This window comes from Chryseobacterium sp. LAM-KRS1 (genome assembly GCF_013184525.1).
GTDB classification, from domain to species: Bacteria; Bacteroidota; Bacteroidia; order Flavobacteriales; family Weeksellaceae; genus Chryseobacterium; species Chryseobacterium proteolyticum.
The window spans coordinates 328,409-345,889 of the sequence record NZ_JAAOIZ010000004.1 but is presented as its reverse complement, the minus strand read 5'-3'; the positions used below and the strand labels follow the sequence as shown (position 1 = coordinate 345,889).

The window sequence follows — 17,481 nt, the reverse complement described above, 5'->3', positions numbered from 1 at the left end:
TATTTAGATTAAATTTAAATAGCGTACATTTGCATGTACAAAAAGCAGGCTTTGAAAGAGAAGGATTTACATAAATTAAGCGGATTCCCTAAGAACAAAATGGGGAAGATATTGGGTTATGATAATGATCATCTAAAGATGCCAAACAAAATTATAGAAATGGGTCTTTTACCGGAAACCGTTTTCAGGATTTTGTATCAGGCTCCATTTAGTGGTCCCATGTATGTGGAATTTGGAGATGAAAAAAGCCGTATAGCTCTCAGAGAAGAAGAAGGGGATTATATAATTGTACAAGAATGGGATTAATGCAGGAAAATAAGAAAAAAAAGGTACTTTTAGTTGGAAATCCGAATGTAGGAAAATCCACAGTTTTCAATACACTTTGTAATAAAAAACAGAAGACCGGGAATTATGCCGGTGTTACCGTAGCAAGCTATTCCGGACATTACAGCTACAAGGATGAGGAAGTGGAAGTGGTGGATTTACCTGGTTCTTACAGTATATATCCGAGCTCTGAAGATGAAGCTATTTTTTCAAAATTTCTGATCGATGAGCAGCAAAACTATGCCGGAGTTGTTTATATCCTTGAGGCCTTAAGTTTAAAAAGGGGGCTTCTTTTGTTTCAACAGATCCAGGATCTGGGTATTCCTCTTATTTTGGTAGTTAACCAGATCGACCAGGCTCAAAGACGCGGGATTGATATCGATATCCAGCAGTTCTCAAATGCTTTAAATATTAAAATTATCCAAACCAATGCTAAAGAGCAAATTGGAATAGATCAGATAAGGGAAGCTGTTTTTAATAATGATTTTAAAAAAACGGAAAAAACTTCTTTTGAAATTCCGAATGAACATAAAGATTTTATAGCAAAAATTGTGGCTCATAAGGGCTTGGATAGTGATTATGAAGCCTGGATGAGTATATCATCGGGAGTAGAACTCAGCAAAATAGAATCTGTTCATGATATTCTCAATAGTCCGGATGCGAAAAGTCTGGTTCCGAAGAGACTACAGGTTCAGGAGACAGTAAGAAGATACCAGAATGTTGATAAGATATTAGCGAATGTAATCACTAAAAAGCCACAGTTCAAAGAACTGCTTACCGAAAAGCTGGATAAAGTTTTGGTGCATAAGTTCTGGGGATATGTGATTTTCATGCTGATCTTACTTATTATATTCCAAAGCGTGTTCTTCCTTGCGGAGTATCCGATGAACTGGATCGAAAGTTTCTTCTCATGGCTGTCCGCATTCACTGGCGAGCATCTTCCTGAAGGACCGGTAAATTCACTTGTTTCTAATGGAATTATCCCGGGATTAGGAGGGATTATGGTATTTGCTCCTCAAATCGGAATTTTGTTATACTTCTTATATCTGTTAGAAGATTCAGGATATATGGCAAGGGTAATCTTCCTGATGGATAGGTTTTTAAGGCCATTTGGACTCAACGGGAAAAGTATTGTCCCATTGGTTTCCGGAACAGCTTGTGCGATCCCTGCAGTGATTTCCACACGTAATATCGAAAACGTTAAGGAAAGACTACTGACCATTTTAGTAACTCCTTTTATGACCTGTTCTGCAAGGCTTCCTGTATACAGCATCATTATCGGCTTGGTTATTTCAGACAAAAGCTTTTTAGGAATAAAGTATAAAGCTCTGGTATTAATGGGGATGTATCTGTTAGGATTTCTTGTCGCTTTATTTTCAGCAGCCATCTTAAAAAGGTTTATTAAAGATAAAGGTAAAACATACCTTGTAATGGATTTGCCTACTTATAAAAAACCATTGTTCGGATATGATTTCAAAATGGTTTTAGGAAAGGTTTGGGACTTTATAACGGGAGCAGGAAAGATAATCTTTATTGTAAGTATTATTATCTGGTTCTTAAGTTATTTCGGACCGGCACAGAAGACCAATCAAATGGTTGCGACAGATGTTAAGCTGGATCACTCCTACCTTGCAAAAATGGGTAAGGCTATAGAGCCGGCCATTGCTCCTTTGGGTTATGATTGGAAAATGGGAGTAGGAATCATTACCAGTTTTGTAGCTAGAGAAGTTTTTGTAGGTACAATGTCTACCTTATACAGCCTGAGTGATGATGCTCCTGAAGTAAAAGTAATTGACAAAATGAGACACGATGTGAAACCAAACGGTGAAAAAGTGTTTAATTTTGCAACAGGAATATCTATCCTTTTATTTTATGCATTTGCAATGCAGTGTGTTTCCACACTTGCAGTAGTCTACAGAGAAACGAAAAGCCTTAAATGGACAGGCTTTCAGGTTGTTATGATGACTGGTTTGGCATATTTTGTGTCTATGTTTATTTATCAAATTCTAAAATAATGAACTCTTCATTAATTTTTCAATACATTATCGTACTACTCATTGTAGGATTCGCCTGTTACTCTCTTTTAAGAGTGATCAGAAAGAATTTTGCACCTAAAAAATTCAGCTCTAAAGGAGGAGGTTGTGATAAAGATTGCGGTTGTTCATAAATTTGTCACACAAATAATGTAAATAATTTCTAATTTTGCTCAGCCTTACGCAGAATATAAATAGAATTTAAACTTACAAAAGACCTACAATGTCATTAATTAAAAGTATTTCAGGAATCCGGGGAACGATCGGAGGAAAAGTAAATGATAACTTAACACCACTTGATGTGGTAAAGTTTGCTTCCGCTTTCGGAACCTGGCTTCAGAACAATAAAAACAAAAAAAACTTAACGCTTGTTATAGGAAGGGATGCAAGGATTTCCGGTGGAATGGTTTCCTCTCTGGTAACAGCTACATTACAGGGACTGGGGATCAATGTTATTGATCTCGGACTTTCCACAACACCTACCGTGGAAATTATGGTTCCGGAACTGAAAGCGGACGGAGGAATTATCCTTACCGCTTCCCATAATCCAAAACAATGGAACGCCCTTAAATTGTTGAATGAAAAAGGAGAATTCATCAGTGGTGAGAACGGAGCAGAGATGCTGGCAATCGCTGAAAGTGAAGATTTCAACTTTGCGGAAGTAGACGATTTAGGGAAATATGAAACAAGGGACGATGCCTTTGATATTCATATCCAGCAGATCCTTGATCTTCCCATGGTAGATGTTGAAGCCATTAAAGCCAAAAAATTCAAAGTTGTTTTAGACGCTGTGAATTCTACAGGTGGAATAGCGATTCCGATGTTGCTGGATAAACTTGGATGTGAAACCATAAAACTGTATTGTGAGCCTAACGGACATTTTCCGCACAACCCGGAGCCTCTGAAAGAACATTTGGGAGACATCTGCGAACTGGTAAAAAAAGAAAAAGCAGATTTCGGAGTGGTAGTGGATCCTGATGTTGACAGGCTGGCTCTGATCGATGAAAAGGGAGAGATGTTTGGAGAAGAGTATACATTGGTTGCAGTGGCGGATTATTTATTAAAACATAAAAACGGAGTTGCCATATCCAATCTTTCTTCGAGCCGTGCATTGAGGGATATCGCCCGGAATCATAATTCTGAATATTTCGCAAGTGCGGTAGGAGAGGTAAATGTTGTTACCCTGATGAAAGAGAAAAATGCGGTTATCGGAGGAGAAGGAAACGGAGGAATTATTTATCCTGATCTTCACTACGGAAGAGACTCTTTGGTAGGCGTTGCCCTTTTCCTTACTTATCTGGCAAAAGAAAACAAAACCGTTTCAGAGCTGAGAGCAGGATATCCAAGCTATTTTATGGGGAAAAAGAAAATTGAACTTACCCCTGAAATCAACGTAGATGATATTTTAGCCAAAATGGAAAAAGAATATCAGAACGAAGAAGTTTCTACCATAGATGGAGTGAAAATAGATTTTGAAAACAACTGGGTTCACCTTCGTAAATCGAATACGGAACCTATTATCAGAGTCTATACTGAGGCCAAATCCCAGGAAGAGGCAGATCAGCTGGCAGACCAGATTATAGCGAAAATAAATAGCCTGATTTAAAAAGATGAAAGAACGGAACATAAAGTTCCGTTCTTTTTTTATATTTAAATATGTTTGAGCATCTAAAAGCAAAGTTTCCGTTTCCGAAAACAAAATGTGTCCGATTTATCAGGGAATTCAAACGCATTGAAGTACCGGCAAAGACCATTCTTTTAAAAGAGAATGAGGTGTCCTTGCATGCCTATTATATTGAAAAGGGATTGGCAAGAGCCTGGTATAACAATGACGGAAAGGATGTTACTTTTCAGTTTTTTACGGAGAATACCATGTTTTCTTCTTTGGAAAGCTTCAGAAAAGGTGTGCCGAGCATGGTTTCCTTTGAGACCATAGAACCTTGCATTTTATGGAAAATTGATAAGCCGACCGTTGACCGGATTTTAGCAGAAATATATAATGATCCTGAGCTGAGGGATCGCTTTATGGATTCAGTCTTTGAGAGAACATTTGATTATATGAAGCATTTCTTTTCATTTATAAAAGACAGTCCTCAGCAACGTTACCTTGATCTTGCAAAGGAGAAACCTGAAATCATTAAAAGAGTTCCCCAGCATTATATCGCTTCTTACCTCGGAATTACGACCGTCCACCTGAGCAGAATAAAGGCCAAAATCCTCAAAGGAGGCTAGCGAAGTAAACTGATAACAAATGTTATTGCAGCAGGGGTTTCCTTCATCATAATTTTGTATAAAAATTAAAAAGAATGAAAGCAGCAGTAGTATTTGAAAAAGGAGCAACTCCTCAATATGCAGATTTTCAGGATCCTCAAGTTACGAAGGACAATGAGCAACTCGTCTATGTAAAAGCAGCATCCATCAAACATTTGGATAGGGCCAGAGCAAGCGGAAAACACTATTCTACGGAAAATGAGGAACATCATCCTAAAATTATAGGAAGTGACGGAGCCGGAATATTGGAAAACGGAGAAAGAGTATATTTTTTCAGTAAAAGAGGAACGGTTGCAGAAAAAGCAATAGCTGATAAACATATGACTGTTCCCATTCCTGATGGATTGGATTTCGCTACAGCATCAGCATTACCTAATGCGATTATGGGCTCAGCAATGGGATTAAGGTTTAAAACACAATTAAAAACAGGAGAAACGGTCCTGATCAATGGAGCAACAGGGGTAACCGGAATGATTGCTGTACAGATCGCAAAATTATACGGAGCTAAAAAAGTAATTGCCACGGGTAGAAATGAAGAAGCATTGCAGGCGCTTCGGGAGTTGGGTGCCGATGAGGTTATTTCCTTGAAAATGAATGATGGGGAGCTTACGCAGAAAATAAAGGAAATTCATAGCCAGACTCCTATTGATGTAGTACTGGATTACATCTGGGGTCATTCTATTGAGCTTCTTCTGTCCTCCATAAAAGGAGATGGAAATTTTTCCCACAAAACAAGATTGGTGTCCGTTGGAGGAATGAGCGGAGACACTATTCAGCTGTCGTCACAGATACTCAGAGGAACTGATCTTCAGATTTCCGGTTCCGGATTGGGAAGTTGGACTCCTGAAGAGTTTAAGTTGTTGCTTACGGAAATTATCCCTCAAATGTTCCAGGCTGCAGCAGAAGGAAAAATAAAAATGGAAACTGAAGTTATTGATTTAGAAGATATTGAATCGGTATGGCAAAATGAAATTCCTAACAGAAAAAGGTTAGTCGTGTTAATTTAATGTGAATCCCTCTTTTTATCCACATTTCTTTCATTATATTCTTCTTTTTACTATCTTTAGGATAGAAAATTACGAAAACATAATTCAAAAAAAAGTCGCAAATTTGCAGTAATTTTGAATTAACAATCTCAGAAGTAGTATATTAATTAAATAAGTTTGCCGAGGTTCGCAAGTAAATTCGGGCGTTGGCTGACGGAGGAAACAGTATATTGGAAGAATATTTTGGAAATGAACTGGTAAAAAAGTTCGAAGAAATGATTGAAAATAATGATGAATTCTACTTCGATACAGAAGAACTGGAAGACATTATTGTTTATTATCTGGAGCTGGGCGATTTTAACTATGCGGATAATGCTGTTAACTATGGCCTAAAGCTTCATCCTAATTCATTGGACATCAAGATCAAAAAGCTTGAAGTTCTTTTGGAGTGGGAAGATTATAATACGGCAAAAGAGCTAATAGACGAGTTAAAGGCTTCATCTATGGAGCACACGGACTTTTTAGTTTGCTACGCCAAGTATTATTCGAATTTGGGAAATCCTAGAAAATCCATTGAAATTTGTAAAAAAGCATTAGAACTGAAGGAAGAAGAAAACTTTCTTCACAACTTTATTGCGGATGAATATGTGAACTTAGGAGATCCTTTCAACGCTCTTAAACATTACAGAAAAGCATTGAAAGAAGACCCAACGGATGAATATGCGTTGGAAAACTGTATGATCTGCTTTAATGATTTAAAAAAGAGCGAGGAGGCTATTGCCTTTTTGAATGAATATTTAGATGAATTTTCTTATTCTGAAACCGCATGGTATGAATACGGACAGTTCTATTTCAACAGAAAGAATTATGAAGAAGCGATTAAAGGGTTTGATTATCTTTTAGCGATCAATTCATCTTCTGTAGGAGTATATGCGAATAAAGCAGCTTGTTACGAAGCATTAGGGCAATATAAAAAAGCCATTGAAGTATATGAGGAAATGCTGGAGTTGGAATATACCAAAGCGTTTACTTACTATAAAATCGGATTATGCTATAAAGCAATGAAGCAGCCGATCATCGCATTGAACTCTTTTCAGAAATCATTGAGGGAAGATCCTCAGTTCTATCTGTCTATGATGGAGCAGTCTTATTTGTATGAGGAAATGGGGGGAATGGCTGAAGCGCTTCATTTTGCAAAAGAGGCAACTCATCTGAATGACAGCAACCTTGATTATCAAAAAAGGCTTGCATTTTTATTTATTGATGCTGGAAAATTTGAAGAAAGCCTTTCCTGTTTGAAAAAGCTTGTAGCTTCAGAACCGTCAAGGTTTTACAACTGGTATGCCTACTCAGAAGTATTAATGCTTTTGGGTGAATACGAAGAAGCCGTTACGATTTTATACAAAGCTATAGAAAATCATAACAGGGCAGAATTGTATTATCAGCTAAGCAACTGCTATTTCAACCTTAGAGATCAGGAAAAAGGAATTGAAACCCTTCAGAAGGCATTAGATCTGGACCCGACTCTTGTTCAGGATATGCAGAAGAAATATCCTTTCATTAAAGATGGGGTAAAAAAGGCTAAAGCCAAAGTGAAGAAAAAGAATTAACGAATCAATAATGGTTCTTAAATAAAAAATCCTGCAGTAATGCAGGATTTATTTTTTTACGGCAGGTTTTGTCCTTAAAAAGATCAAACCTCCTATAATGATCGCTGCGCCTACAAACTGGAGGAAAGTTAATTTTTCGCCATCCAGAATGCCCCAGATAATGGCAACAATAGGCATCAGTAAAGTAACGGTTGATGCAAAGAGCGGAGACGATACTTTCAGGAGCCTGTAATTCATGGTCATGGCCAGTCCTGTTCCAAAAATCGACAATAAGCTTACAAAAAGCAATCCCGTCATATTGTCTTTTGAAAAACTAAACTCCGAGAAAAATCCTGTTAATGCTAAAGCAATGATCGAAGGAAAAAAGAGTATAAAAGAGAATATAAATGAGGATAAAATAACAGAAGACAATTCCATAAGCTTCGATTTTACAGTGGTCGTACTTATCGCATAGCATAATGTAGCCAGCAATAACAAAGCAATCGGAATCATTTTAAATTTCGCTCCGTCTCCTCCTCCGAAAGCGAGGATGCATACTCCCGCAAAACTAATACAAACTCCTATAATCTGATGTTTTGTGGTTTCAAATTTCCATACCAGTGCGCCTACGATAATCACGCAAATGGGCATCATAGAATTGATAATCCCTGCAATACTGCTGCTTACTTCTGTTTCTGCAATAGGAAAGAGGAACATCGGGATAAAATTCCCCGTGATCGCTGCCAAAATAAGCCACTTGATGTGTTTTTTAGGAAATAGTTTATACTTCGAAATTGCGATAGGTAATAATATGATCCCTGCTATAAGGACCCTTAATGCACCTACCTGAAAAGGATTAAAATGTTCTAAAGATTTTTTAATTAAGATAAAAGAAGATCCCCAAATGAGACTGAGCAGCAGTAAGAGAATCCATTTTTCATTGTGTGCTTTCATTATTTTTGTGTAAGTAGTGTAAGAATTGTTTTTTGGGGATCATCCTTGCGCCGAGGCTTTCCAGATGTTCTGTATAGGACTGACAGTCAATAAGATCAAGCTGGTCTTTATAAGTTTCCACAAAATGGATAAAACCTGCTTTGGAAGCATTGCTTACTTTGGCAAACATACTTTCACCACAAAAGACGTTACCGATCTGGAGGCCGTAAAAGCCACCTACCAGTTCACCCTCTTTCCAAACTTCTATGCTTCTTGCCAACCCATAGTCATGAAGTGTGATAAATGATTCCATAAGTTCATCGGAAAGCCAGGTTCCGGCCTGGTCGACTCGGTTTATCTGCTGGCAGTTTCTGATGACTCCCCGGAAGTCTTTATTCTCAGTAAAGGTGAAAACTTCGCGATTGAGTATCTTACGCATCGATTTCGAAACCTTTAGTTCATCAGGGAACAAAACAAAACGGGGATCAGGACTCCACCAAAGAATTTCCTCCCCCGGATTGAACCAGGGAAAAATGCCCAGCTGATAGGCAAACCAAATTCTTTCTACCGATAAATCCCCTCCGAAAGCTATAACCCCTTCGTGCCCGTCATAAAGTTCCGGATCAGGAAATGAAATCTCGTTTTCGTCTAATCGAACCATGTTGAGGAAAAAAAATCCCACTTAAAAAGCAGGATCTATATTTTTAATCGTTGTATCTAATTAAAAAGGTAAATCATCATCTTCGTCTCCCGCAAATGGATTTTCATTTGAAACCGGAGATCCGGATTGTGAAGGAGCTGCCTGAGTAGGTTCTGATCCGTTATCAAAAACTTTTTCTACTCTCCATCCTGTGATAGAGTTGAAGTATTTGGTTTCACCCTGAGGAGATGTCCATTCTCTTCCTCTGATGTTGATTCCTACCTTTACATTTTCTCCTTCTTTAAGGTTGTCTAATAAACTGATCTTGTCAGACAAAAATTCTATGTTTATCGGCTGTGGATACTGCTCCTGAGTTAAAATAACCATTTCTCTCTTTTGAAATCCGCTTGCAAATGTCTGAGCATCAAAAAGTTTCTTTACCGTTCCTTGTAATTCCATATCGTATATATTAACGATGTAAAAGTAAGAAAATGAAATGTAATAAAAGGGGTCAGGAAAAAAAAATGCAGAAATTTTAATTTTTTTTGAAAAAAGCCTTGTGATTGTAGAAAATTGCCCTATATTTGCACTCACAAAAACGAAAGAAGTTCTTTTAAAATACAACTTAACCAAACAATGCGGATGTGGTGTAATTGGTAGCCACGCCAGACTTAGGATCTGGTGCCGTGAGGCGTGGGGGTTCGAGTCCCTTCATCCGCACAACGTTTGCGAAAATAGCTCAGCTGGTAGAGCACAACCTTGCCAAGGTTGGGGTCGCGGGTTCGAATCCCGTTTTTCGCTCCACTCCATGCCCTGGTGGTGGAACTGGTAGACACGCAGGACTTAAAATCCTGTGCCTCTTTTGGCGTGCGGGTTCAAGTCCCGCCTGGGGTACTAATCCTCTGTAACTTTGTTGCGGAGGATTTTTTTTGTTTTTTTTAAGTTGTATTTATTATATTTGTAAGAATAATGCTGAGGATATCTGTAGTTACAGATCAGCAGAACCAGCGGATGTGGTGTAATTGGTAGCCACGCCAGACTTAGGATCTGGTGCCGTGAGGCGTGGGGGTTCGAGTCCCTTCATCCGCACAACGTTTGCGAAAATAGCTCAGCTGGTAGAGCACAACCTTGCCAAGGTTGGGGTCGCGGGTTCGAATCCCGTTTTTCGCTCCATTCCACGCCCTGGTGGTGGAACTGGTAGACACGCAGGACTTAAAATCCTGTGTCCGCAAGGACGTACGGGTTCAAGTCCCGTCTGGGGTACAACCCTCCGTAACTTTGTTGCGGAGGGGTTTTTATTTTTAGAACATACCTCATTGCTACTTCTTATTTATTATACCTGAGGTTATACATATTTTATAATTAAAATTTAGAAAGAGAAAAGAAATAAGTAATTTCATATCTCAGTGTGAAGCTTAAATTGGATCACTCCAAACAAGAGTGAATCTATTATGGGAGTATAGTTTTTTTGATAGACAAATACATAAAAAATTGTGGGGAAAGACAATAATCTGAAAGAAGTTGCCGGTGTTTTCCTGAAACTGGGAGTTACAGCATTTGGAGGTCCTGCCGCTCATATTGCCATGATGCAGCAGGAAGTAGTAACAAAACGGAAATGGATGTCTGAGGAGCATTTTCTTGATCTGATCGGAGCAACTAACCTTATCCCAGGTCCCAATAGTACAGAAATGGCAATTCATATCGGGCAGGAAAGGGCCGGTTGGAAAGGACTGATTGTAGCTGGATTATGTTTTATATGTCCTGCTGTTATCATTACTTTATGTTTTGCATGGTTATATAAAGAATATGGGCAGCTTCCACAAGTTCAGCCCTTTATATATGGAATAAAACCTGCTATCATATCTGTAATATTATCGGCTGTTTTTCCCCTCGCAAAAAAATCTTTAAAAACCATCCCACTATGGATTATTGGTATTAGCGTGCTGATGCTTTCTTTCTTAGGAATCAATGAACTCTTTCTATTATTCGGAGCAGGTATAATCGCAATGCTATTTGCAATCATAAGACAGAAAAATACGGCCAACTCACTTATTCCAATAACTTTACTGCAGATTCCAGATTTTAGCTCTCTGTCACAAAGTAATATTAAATTATTTCTAATTTTCCTTAAAGTAGGAGCTATTCTTTACGGAAGCGGATATGTCCTGTTTGCTTTTCTTGATACAGAATTGGTGGGAAGAGGTTTATTAACAAGACAAGAACTATTAGATGCTATAGCTGTTGGACAATTTACACCAGGACCCGTCTTTTCATCGGTTACTTTTATTGGTTATCAAATAAATAACTGGTCAGGAGCTTTGGTTGCTACGTTGGGTATCTTTTTTCCTTCATTTATTTTTGTAGCATTACTTAATCCAATCGTAAGGATGATGAGGGGATCAAAAATATTCTCATCTTTCTTAGATGCAGTCAATATTGCGTCAATAGCTATTATTATAAATATATGTTATGAAATGGCAAAAGATAGTATTGCAGATTGGAAAACAATAATTATTGCTGTATTATGCATTATTTTGATGTTTACTTTCAAAAAAATAAACAGTGCATGGATTGTTATGCTGGGAGCTTTTTTAGGATATATTTTACAAAAGATGTAAGATATTCCCCAATTTTAGTAAAAATAATTTAGTAAATATAAGGCTGAAAATTACGAGCAAAACTGCATACACATTATAACTCAACTACGAACGAAAAACTAATGACAGAGAAATTTCCTACCATAAATAGCACGCTTTCACCAAATGAACTTGGTAAGTTTATTCAAAGAAATTATAAATTAACCGATAAAACTGAATGCAAAGTATTTCGGCTTGCCATGAATCATTTATACATTGTTCATGATGACGAAAATAAATATGTTTTTAGAGTTTATACACATAACTGGCGATCTCAATTAGAAATTGAAGAAGAGCTAAAACTTTTAATTCATCTAAAAGAAGCAGGCCGACAAGTTGCTTTTCCCATAGCTGATCAATCGAACAATTTCATTCAGGAAATTGAAGCATCAGAAGGAACACGATTTGGTGTTTTATTTTCATATGCTAAAGGCATAAAAACAGCAAAATTCTCCCACCAAACAAGTTTTCTGATTGGACAGGCATTAGCAAAAGTTCACCAATCCACAGAAAATATTGAACTGAAGCGAATAACCTACAATGCTCAAAATTTGCTTAAGAATCCTATTATAAGAACTAAAGAATTTTATAGTAAAAATGTTAACGAAAATGAATTTTTAGAAACACTTTCTGCTTTTTTAACGCAAAAAATGAATAGTACGGACAAACGTAAAATGAGATATGGAGCTGTTCATCTCGACGTTTGGTTTGATAATTTACATATTGATAATGAAAAAGAAATAACATTTTTTGACTTTGATTTTTGTGGCAACGGTTATTTATGCTTTGATATTTCCTATTTTCTATTTCAGTTATTTACAACTCATTTGAACGAAGAAGAATATCAGGTAAAAGCCGATAGTTTCATTAAAGGGTATGAAACTGTAACTAAAATTAGTAACGAAGAAAAAAAGTTTTTGCCCTACGCATGTTTAGCAATTATGACCTACTACATAAGTGTTCAGTGCGATAGATTTGAATATTGGACAAATATTTTCTTGAATGAAGATCATTTAAAAAGGATGGTTGGGAATTTAAAACGATGGATCGCTTATCAAAAAATTGATATTAATAATTAAAAAAGGATCAATAATAACAGAGCTCAAAGATTAAAACCAGTATTAATGCATGTGCCCACAAAAAATCCCACTTAAAGAAGCAGGACTTTATATTTCAATTATTCTTAGATAATTACTCGGGGGCTGATAATTTCTTCCGACTATAAATCAACACCTTCCTTCTACTGTAATTTTTGACCTTCAGGCAAAAACAAGAAAAGGTAAATCAGATTCTAAAAAACTGATTAATGAGATAAGAATTAAGTTTTTAGGAACGGGAAGTACTTTAAGGAAATATTTATAAAACTTCAGAACCTTTTTTATTCTTCGCTTGGTTTGTAAAGTATTGGCGGCTTTAACAATCTGTGTAAGGAAGTATTCCGAAGAAATTCCTGCCAGCCTAGAATATTCTGAACTGATCAGTTTAAGAATCTTCGGATCATTGGTTATCCGTGAGAAGTTTTTGATCCTTTTGGGCATTTCAAATTCAGTGTGGAAATTCATTCTGTTAAGGTCCACCATAAAAAAACGATAAGCGCCGTTGATTTTTTTTATAAGAAAATTCCCCGGAGAATTATCGATAAACTCAATTCCCTGTTCGTGTAAATAATAGATGAGCTGAGTGTACTCTTTAATGACTTCTTTCAGGTTTTCAAAGGGGCTTCGTGCGTACATCACATCTTCCAGAGTATATATGTTTTCCAGTTGTTCACTGATATAATAACTGTTGGTAAGACCCAGCCAGTCGTGAAACTCTACATAAGCAATCGGCTGTGGGGTGTGAAGGTTTTTATCGATCAGCATATGGGCATATTCGAAAGACCGCCGTGCCTTGGATTTCCGGTAGTATTTGTAGACATGCCGGTTGATAAAATTATGCTGCTTAAATGATTTAAAATTGAATTTTTTTCCATTGATGGAAAATGACTTTACAATATTTCTGCTTCCGGGACCGATTAAAGTCCCCTCACTATGGAAATTTTTGATAATACGGATTATTTCATCTTGGTAATGAGCATAATCTGGTGCAAGAACAAGATTCATATGAGTGGTATAATTGTGGTGTGTGTTTGTGTGTTTTCAATATTAGTCAACGGTTATTGAAGGACCGTTTTTATTAAATCCGGTATTTCGGATTCCTTAACATTATTTGTATTAATGGAGAAGCTCTTATCGTTATAGGGTTTATATGCATTTTCATCCGTTACCATAAACAATCCTATTGTGGGTGTTCCTACGGCACTGGCTAAGTGCATTACACCGTTATCTGCGGCAATAAAAACACTGGTATTGGCTATAAAGGCACCCATTTCCCGGATGTCGGTACTGTAAAAACTGGGAATTTTGAAATCTAATCTGGAAATATTTTCTACCGGTAGAAGTTCAACAATATTATAATCTGGAAATGTCATTTTCAGGCTTTCATAGAATGATGCCCACCAGGTATTGGAATAGCATTTATCGCCTGTGGCATTGGTAAAGAGACAAATGGTTTTTTTATCGTTTTTAGTAATTCCTTCTAATTTCCTTTTACCCGTTTCTATTTCTTCCGGGCTCAGCTTTATATTTAAAAAAGGAACCTTTCCTGTATTTCTTTCAAATCCCAGGTGGGTAAGAAATTTTCGCAAATTATAAATAGGATTTTTTGCCGCATGCGGATAATCCGGATATTCTGAATGAAGTTCATCACTCCATTCATTAAAGAACTTATAATCGCCATTGGCCAGTTGTGTGGATATTTTTCCCGATGACGAGCTATGGCTGGTATTGATCACTAAATCATACTTTTTCCAGCGAAGCAAACTCCAGCTCCGGATGTATTTCAGAAGATTGCTGAAAGGTTTCTTCGGAAGCTGAATGATCTGGTCAATATTTTTATAATTTTTAAAAATAATAGGTGATATGCTTCCCTTTACAAATAAATCAATCCTGGCATCCGGAAAAGTATCGTTAACCTCCTGAACGATAGGGGACAGCAATAATAAATTCCCTAATCTATGGTTGGGGCGTGAAATCAATATTTTTTTTATGATGACTTCTTTGCCGGGTTTAACGGTAGAATTCGACTGGCCCATATTTTTGGTAAGACCACGCATTACCTTCCTCCTGATCACATTGAGTTGTTTGGGTATTTTCATAGCTCAGCTGGGATCATGATAATCCCGATTTCGTATTAAACATTCCTTAAAAAAAACGTATGTATAAAATTAGCACAAAACAATCATTTGATTGATTATTTACTGAAAAGTTAATTGTGTTTATAAAATTTAATATGTATACAATTGAAAATTTCTTTGTAATGTTTGTAAAGTCCTTTATTCATAAGGATTTCAGGTTATGGACAATTGATGTTTTTTTAGATAAAAAATTAATAAAAGGATAAAAAGTCTTTAAAATAAAGAAAGCATAGAATCAACCTGTTCGATTTGAAAATTTATTTGAACCTTTCAAATCTCTGCAAAACTATTTTCCGGATTTTAGCTGAAGGGTTTTCGATACCATACCGGTAGAATAACGCTCCGATAATACAAACCAATTCTTTTTAATAAATTTGCTGTACCCACAATAATAGTAAGTTCTGTATCTGTGTCCTTTTAGCATTGTGTTTTAACTTTACATATCTAATGTAAACACTATGGAAACATGCTTTCTGCCTACAGGCAAACTTCAGTTTGATGAGGTTTATATTTCTGATCTGGTGCACCTGAAACAGATTTTTGTAAAAGAGAGAAATCTGAAGCAAGTGAATGAAGACTTTGGACTTCCTTTTGTAATGGCCAAAAAAACAAATGAAATTATAGCTTTTGCAAGTCTTATCATCAATGATCAGGATACAATAGATTTTGTGATTTTTGAAGCCGGGAATATGGATGCAAAAGAAAAGGAGGCTTTCAAAAAGTATGCTGAAGATTGTTTTAAAAAAGCTCCTTCAGATAATTATAATGACCCCGGGCAATTGAAAAGCACCATCAGCAGGATCATAAACTGGATCAATATTTAAGGATGAATAGCTTTTTGCTTGCTTTATGTAAAACAATGATATTATGGGCAAAGAAGTCTTATATCTCAAAATAGCAAAAATAATGATGGAGCAGATCCAGACTGAAACCTTACAGTTTGGAGATAAACTGCCTTCCCTAAGAAGTGCCCAGAAGTTATACAATGTAAGCCTGAATACGATCAAACTGGCTTATATGGAATTGGAAAGCCGGTCTTTGATTGAGTCCCGACCCAAGTTTGGATATTATGTAAGCCACACTTCCCAGCGGAAACTGGATCTTCCATCTGTAACCAAAATGAAGGATTCCAAAATAGAGGGAACCAAAGAAGATCTTATAGATAAAGTATTCGGAACGATTTCAGATTCAGGAATCACCCAATTTGCTTTAGCTATACCCGGCAAGAATTTTCTGCCTTTGGCTAAGATGAAGAAATCCATCATTAATGTAATCAAAAGTAAAAATGATTTTGGAACGAATTATGAGCCGGTACAAGGGAATCATAATCTTCGCCGGGAGATTGCCAAATGGTCTTTAGTGATGGAAGGAAAAATTACAGAAGACGACCTGGTTATTACGTCCGGAGCAATGAATGCCATCTATAACAGTTTAATGGCAGTTACACAGCCCGGTGATTCTGTCGCGATTGAAAGTCCGGCCTATTTTGGGATCTTACAGGCTATTCAGCTATTAGGGTTGAAAGCCGTAGAAATTCCTACCCATCCGGTATATGGAGTAGATCTTGATGCCCTGAAAAAGGTATTGCCGAAATTATCGGCATGTTGTTTTGTGACTAATTTTAATAATCCGATGGGCTTTCAGATGCCCGATGAGCATAAAAAGGAATTGGTAAGATTAATTACTCATTACAATGTCCCGCTGATTGAAGATGACATTTATGGGAATTTATACTTTGGAGCAGAACGCCCCAAGCCCTGTAAATTTTATGATGAAGCAGGGCTGGTGATGTGGGTAGGCTCTGTATCCAAGACTATGGCTCCCGGATACCGGGTAGGTTGGGTCGCCCCGGGACAGTTTAAAGACAGGATCATCCGCCAGAAGCTGGTTCAGACGGTATGCAGTCCGTCATTATACTCTGATGTGATTGCTGATTTTCTTGAATATGGAAGGTATGATCATCATTTAAGAATGTTCAGAAATAAAGTCTATTCCAATTATTTGCAGATTCAGAGAGCGGTTACCTCCTATTTTCCGGATAATACCAAAATCTCGGAACCTAAAGGCGGGTTTATGCTTTGGCTGGAGCTCGATAAAAGGATATGTACCGAGGATCTTTTTGACGAAGCTTTTAGTCATAAAATCAATTTTGCTCCGGGAAGGATGTTTTCACAATATGATCAGTACCGGAACTGTATGCGACTGAATTATGCCCTCGAATGGACCGATAGGGTGGAAAGTGATATTGAAAAACTCGGAAATATGATAAAGAATAATATTTAATACTATAAAGAATATGAATGACCAGAATAATGAAGTAAAGATTGAGGCGTATCACCCTCAATACAAAGAAGCTTTTAAAGCATTGAATGAAGAGTGGATCAAAACATTCTTCGTGATGGAAAGCGGGGATTACAAATTGCTTGATAATCCTGAGGAATATATTATCAGTAAAGGAGGTCACATTGTATTTGCCCTATTGGATAATGAAGTGGTAGGAACCTGTGCTTTAGTGAAGGCAGGACCTGAAACCTATGAACTTTCGAAAATGGCAGTAAGCCCCAAGGCCCAGGGTAAAAAGATCGGATATCTTTTAGGAAAGGCTTTGGTGGAGAAAGCAAAATCATTACACGCGGAGAAAATATTTCTGGAGACCAATTCTATTTTGGTGCCAGCGATTAAATTATATGAAAAGCTTGGATTTGAGCATATTCCGGTTACTCATTCGGCGTATAACCGTTGCGATACACAGATGGAGCTAAAGCTTAAGGATTAAATAAAAAAAAGATATTAGAACCTGGAGTAATCCTCGTTCTAATATCCAATTTAAATCT

Annotated in this window: 17 protein-coding genes and 6 tRNA genes; 18 read left to right on the top strand and 5 right to left on the bottom strand. The window is 37.0% G+C overall.

The window, feature by feature from the left end:
* Positions 1–51: 51 nt before the first annotated feature.
* From G9C87_RS12600 to G9C87_RS12570, 7 genes are all read left to right on the top strand, one after another.
* Positions 52–306, top strand: coding sequence for a ferrous iron transport protein A (locus tag G9C87_RS12600; protein ID WP_262888831.1), 255 nt, complete (start codon positions 52–54; stop codon positions 304–306).
* Positions 306–2,339 (top strand): ferrous iron transport protein B, encoded by a 2,034-nt coding sequence (feoB, locus tag G9C87_RS12595; RefSeq protein ID WP_172281621.1) that lies wholly within the window; start codon positions 306–308, stop codon positions 2,337–2,339. Before G9C87_RS12600 ends, feoB begins: the two co-directional genes overlap by 1 nt.
* Positions 2,339–2,491 (top strand): hypothetical protein, encoded by a 153-nt coding sequence (locus G9C87_RS12590; protein WP_172281619.1) that lies wholly within the window; start codon positions 2,339–2,341, stop codon positions 2,489–2,491. The genes feoB and G9C87_RS12590 overlap by 1 nt, the downstream gene beginning before the upstream one ends.
* A gap of 89 nt (positions 2,492–2,580) precedes the next feature.
* Positions 2,581–3,963 carry a phosphoglucosamine mutase gene (gene glmM / locus G9C87_RS12585; protein WP_172281617.1) on the top strand — a complete coding sequence of 461 codons (1,383 nt, stop codon included), beginning with the start codon at positions 2,581–2,583 and terminating at the stop codon, positions 3,961–3,963.
* 50 nt (positions 3,964–4,013) lie between these two features.
* A complete protein-coding gene (locus G9C87_RS12580) occupies positions 4,014–4,589 on the top strand; it encodes a Crp/Fnr family transcriptional regulator (protein WP_172281615.1) in 576 nt (191 codons plus the stop codon).
* Between the two features lie 74 nt (positions 4,590–4,663).
* Positions 4,664–5,635 carry a zinc-binding alcohol dehydrogenase family protein gene (locus G9C87_RS12575; protein WP_172281613.1) on the top strand — a complete coding sequence of 324 codons (972 nt, stop codon included), beginning with the start codon at positions 4,664–4,666 and terminating at the stop codon, positions 5,633–5,635.
* 209 nt (positions 5,636–5,844) lie between these two features.
* Complete coding sequence (locus G9C87_RS12570) at positions 5,845–7,224, top strand: tetratricopeptide repeat protein (RefSeq protein ID WP_172282417.1); 1,380 nt, start codon at positions 5,845–5,847, stop codon at positions 7,222–7,224.
* Positions 7,225–7,272: 48 nt separating this feature from the next.
* Here the strand turns inward: G9C87_RS12570 and G9C87_RS12565 are convergent, their stop codons facing one another.
* From G9C87_RS12565 to G9C87_RS12555, 3 genes are read right to left on the bottom strand one after another with little or no spacing between them, the layout of a single operon-like run.
* Complete coding sequence (locus G9C87_RS12565) at positions 7,273–8,157, bottom strand: DMT family transporter (RefSeq protein ID WP_172281611.1); 885 nt, start codon at positions 8,155–8,157, stop codon at positions 7,273–7,275.
* Positions 8,141–8,797 (bottom strand): leucyl/phenylalanyl-tRNA--protein transferase, encoded by a 657-nt coding sequence (aat, locus tag G9C87_RS12560; RefSeq protein WP_172281609.1) that lies wholly within the window; start codon positions 8,795–8,797, stop codon positions 8,141–8,143. Before aat ends, G9C87_RS12565 begins: the two co-directional genes overlap by 17 nt.
* Before the next feature lie 60 nt (positions 8,798–8,857).
* Positions 8,858–9,235 carry a DUF3127 domain-containing protein gene (locus G9C87_RS12555; protein ID WP_172281607.1) on the bottom strand — a complete coding sequence of 126 codons (378 nt, stop codon included), beginning with the start codon at positions 9,233–9,235 and terminating at the stop codon, positions 8,858–8,860.
* A gap of 179 nt (positions 9,236–9,414) precedes the next feature.
* Between G9C87_RS12555 and G9C87_RS12550 the strand changes: the two genes are divergently transcribed.
* From G9C87_RS12550 to G9C87_RS12515, 8 genes are all read left to right on the top strand, one after another.
* Positions 9,415–9,496, top strand: a tRNA-Leu gene (locus G9C87_RS12550).
* An 8-nt stretch (positions 9,497–9,504) separates the two neighbouring features.
* Positions 9,505–9,580, top strand: a tRNA-Gly gene (locus tag G9C87_RS12545).
* Between the two features lie 6 nt (positions 9,581–9,586).
* Positions 9,587–9,670, top strand: a tRNA-Leu gene (locus tag G9C87_RS12540).
* Positions 9,671–9,783: 113 nt separating this feature from the next.
* Positions 9,784–9,865 (top strand) — tRNA-Leu (locus G9C87_RS12535).
* An 8-nt stretch (positions 9,866–9,873) separates the two neighbouring features.
* A tRNA-Gly gene (locus G9C87_RS12530) sits at positions 9,874–9,949 on the top strand.
* Between the two features lie 6 nt (positions 9,950–9,955).
* Positions 9,956–10,039: transfer RNA gene (locus tag G9C87_RS12525), tRNA-Leu, on the top strand.
* Between the two features lie 230 nt (positions 10,040–10,269).
* A complete protein-coding gene (gene chrA / locus G9C87_RS12520) occupies positions 10,270–11,394 on the top strand; it encodes a chromate efflux transporter (RefSeq protein ID WP_172281605.1) in 1,125 nt (374 codons plus the stop codon).
* A 101-nt stretch (positions 11,395–11,495) separates the two neighbouring features.
* Entirely contained in the window at positions 11,496–12,491 is a 996-nt protein-coding gene (locus G9C87_RS12515) for a phosphotransferase (protein ID WP_172281603.1), read from the top strand.
* Positions 12,492–12,671: 180 nt separating this feature from the next.
* On the opposite strand, the gene G9C87_RS12510 is transcribed toward G9C87_RS12515, so the two are convergent.
* A complete protein-coding gene (locus G9C87_RS12510) occupies positions 12,672–13,514 on the bottom strand; it encodes a lipopolysaccharide kinase InaA family protein (protein ID WP_172281602.1) in 843 nt (280 codons plus the stop codon).
* 53 nt (positions 13,515–13,567) lie between these two features.
* The gene (locus G9C87_RS12505; RefSeq protein WP_172281600.1) at positions 13,568–14,608 is read right to left on the bottom strand and encodes a glycosyltransferase family 9 protein; all 1,041 of its coding nucleotides are present in this window, start codon (positions 14,606–14,608) and stop codon (positions 13,568–13,570) included.
* A gap of 497 nt (positions 14,609–15,105) precedes the next feature.
* Here G9C87_RS12505 and G9C87_RS12500 point away from each other — a divergent pair, with 497 nt between their 5' ends.
* From G9C87_RS12500 to G9C87_RS12490, 3 genes are read left to right on the top strand one after another with little or no spacing between them, the layout of a single operon-like run.
* Positions 15,106–15,471: a hypothetical protein gene (locus G9C87_RS12500; RefSeq protein WP_172281598.1), complete on the top strand. Its 366-nt coding sequence runs from the start codon at positions 15,106–15,108 to the stop codon at positions 15,469–15,471.
* A gap of 43 nt (positions 15,472–15,514) precedes the next feature.
* Positions 15,515–16,930, top strand: a complete 1,416-nt coding sequence (locus G9C87_RS12495; protein WP_172281596.1) for a PLP-dependent aminotransferase family protein — start codon at positions 15,515–15,517, stop codon at positions 16,928–16,930.
* Between the two features lie 13 nt (positions 16,931–16,943).
* Positions 16,944–17,423: a GNAT family N-acetyltransferase gene (locus tag G9C87_RS12490; RefSeq protein WP_172281594.1), complete on the top strand. Its 480-nt coding sequence runs from the start codon at positions 16,944–16,946 to the stop codon at positions 17,421–17,423.
* Positions 17,424–17,481: the final 58 nt, after the last annotated feature.

Coding starts and splice junctions, on each gene's coding strand:
- aat (WP_172281609.1), bottom strand. CDS start 8,797: ATGGTTCGATTAGACGAAAACGAGATTTCATTTCCTGATCCGGAACTT.
- G9C87_RS12490 (WP_172281594.1), top strand. CDS start 16,944: ATGAATGACCAGAATAATGAAGTAAAGATTGAGGCGTATCACCCTCAA.
- G9C87_RS12590 (WP_172281619.1), top strand. CDS start 2,339: ATGAACTCTTCATTAATTTTTCAATACATTATCGTACTACTCATTGTA.
- feoB (WP_172281621.1), top strand. CDS start 306: ATGCAGGAAAATAAGAAAAAAAAGGTACTTTTAGTTGGAAATCCGAAT.
- G9C87_RS12565 (WP_172281611.1), bottom strand. CDS start 8,157: ATGAAAGCACACAATGAAAAATGGATTCTCTTACTGCTGCTCAGTCTC.
- G9C87_RS12580 (WP_172281615.1), top strand. CDS start 4,014: ATGTTTGAGCATCTAAAAGCAAAGTTTCCGTTTCCGAAAACAAAATGT.
- G9C87_RS12575 (WP_172281613.1), top strand. CDS start 4,664: ATGAAAGCAGCAGTAGTATTTGAAAAAGGAGCAACTCCTCAATATGCA.
- G9C87_RS12505 (WP_172281600.1), bottom strand. CDS start 14,608: ATGAAAATACCCAAACAACTCAATGTGATCAGGAGGAAGGTAATGCGT.
- G9C87_RS12555 (WP_172281607.1), bottom strand. CDS start 9,235: ATGGAATTACAAGGAACGGTAAAGAAACTTTTTGATGCTCAGACATTT.
- glmM (WP_172281617.1), top strand. CDS start 2,581: ATGTCATTAATTAAAAGTATTTCAGGAATCCGGGGAACGATCGGAGGA.
- G9C87_RS12515 (WP_172281603.1), top strand. CDS start 11,496: ATGACAGAGAAATTTCCTACCATAAATAGCACGCTTTCACCAAATGAA.
- G9C87_RS12500 (WP_172281598.1), top strand. CDS start 15,106: ATGGAAACATGCTTTCTGCCTACAGGCAAACTTCAGTTTGATGAGGTT.
- G9C87_RS12495 (WP_172281596.1), top strand. CDS start 15,515: ATGGGCAAAGAAGTCTTATATCTCAAAATAGCAAAAATAATGATGGAG.
- G9C87_RS12510 (WP_172281602.1), bottom strand. CDS start 13,514: ATGAATCTTGTTCTTGCACCAGATTATGCTCATTACCAAGATGAAATA.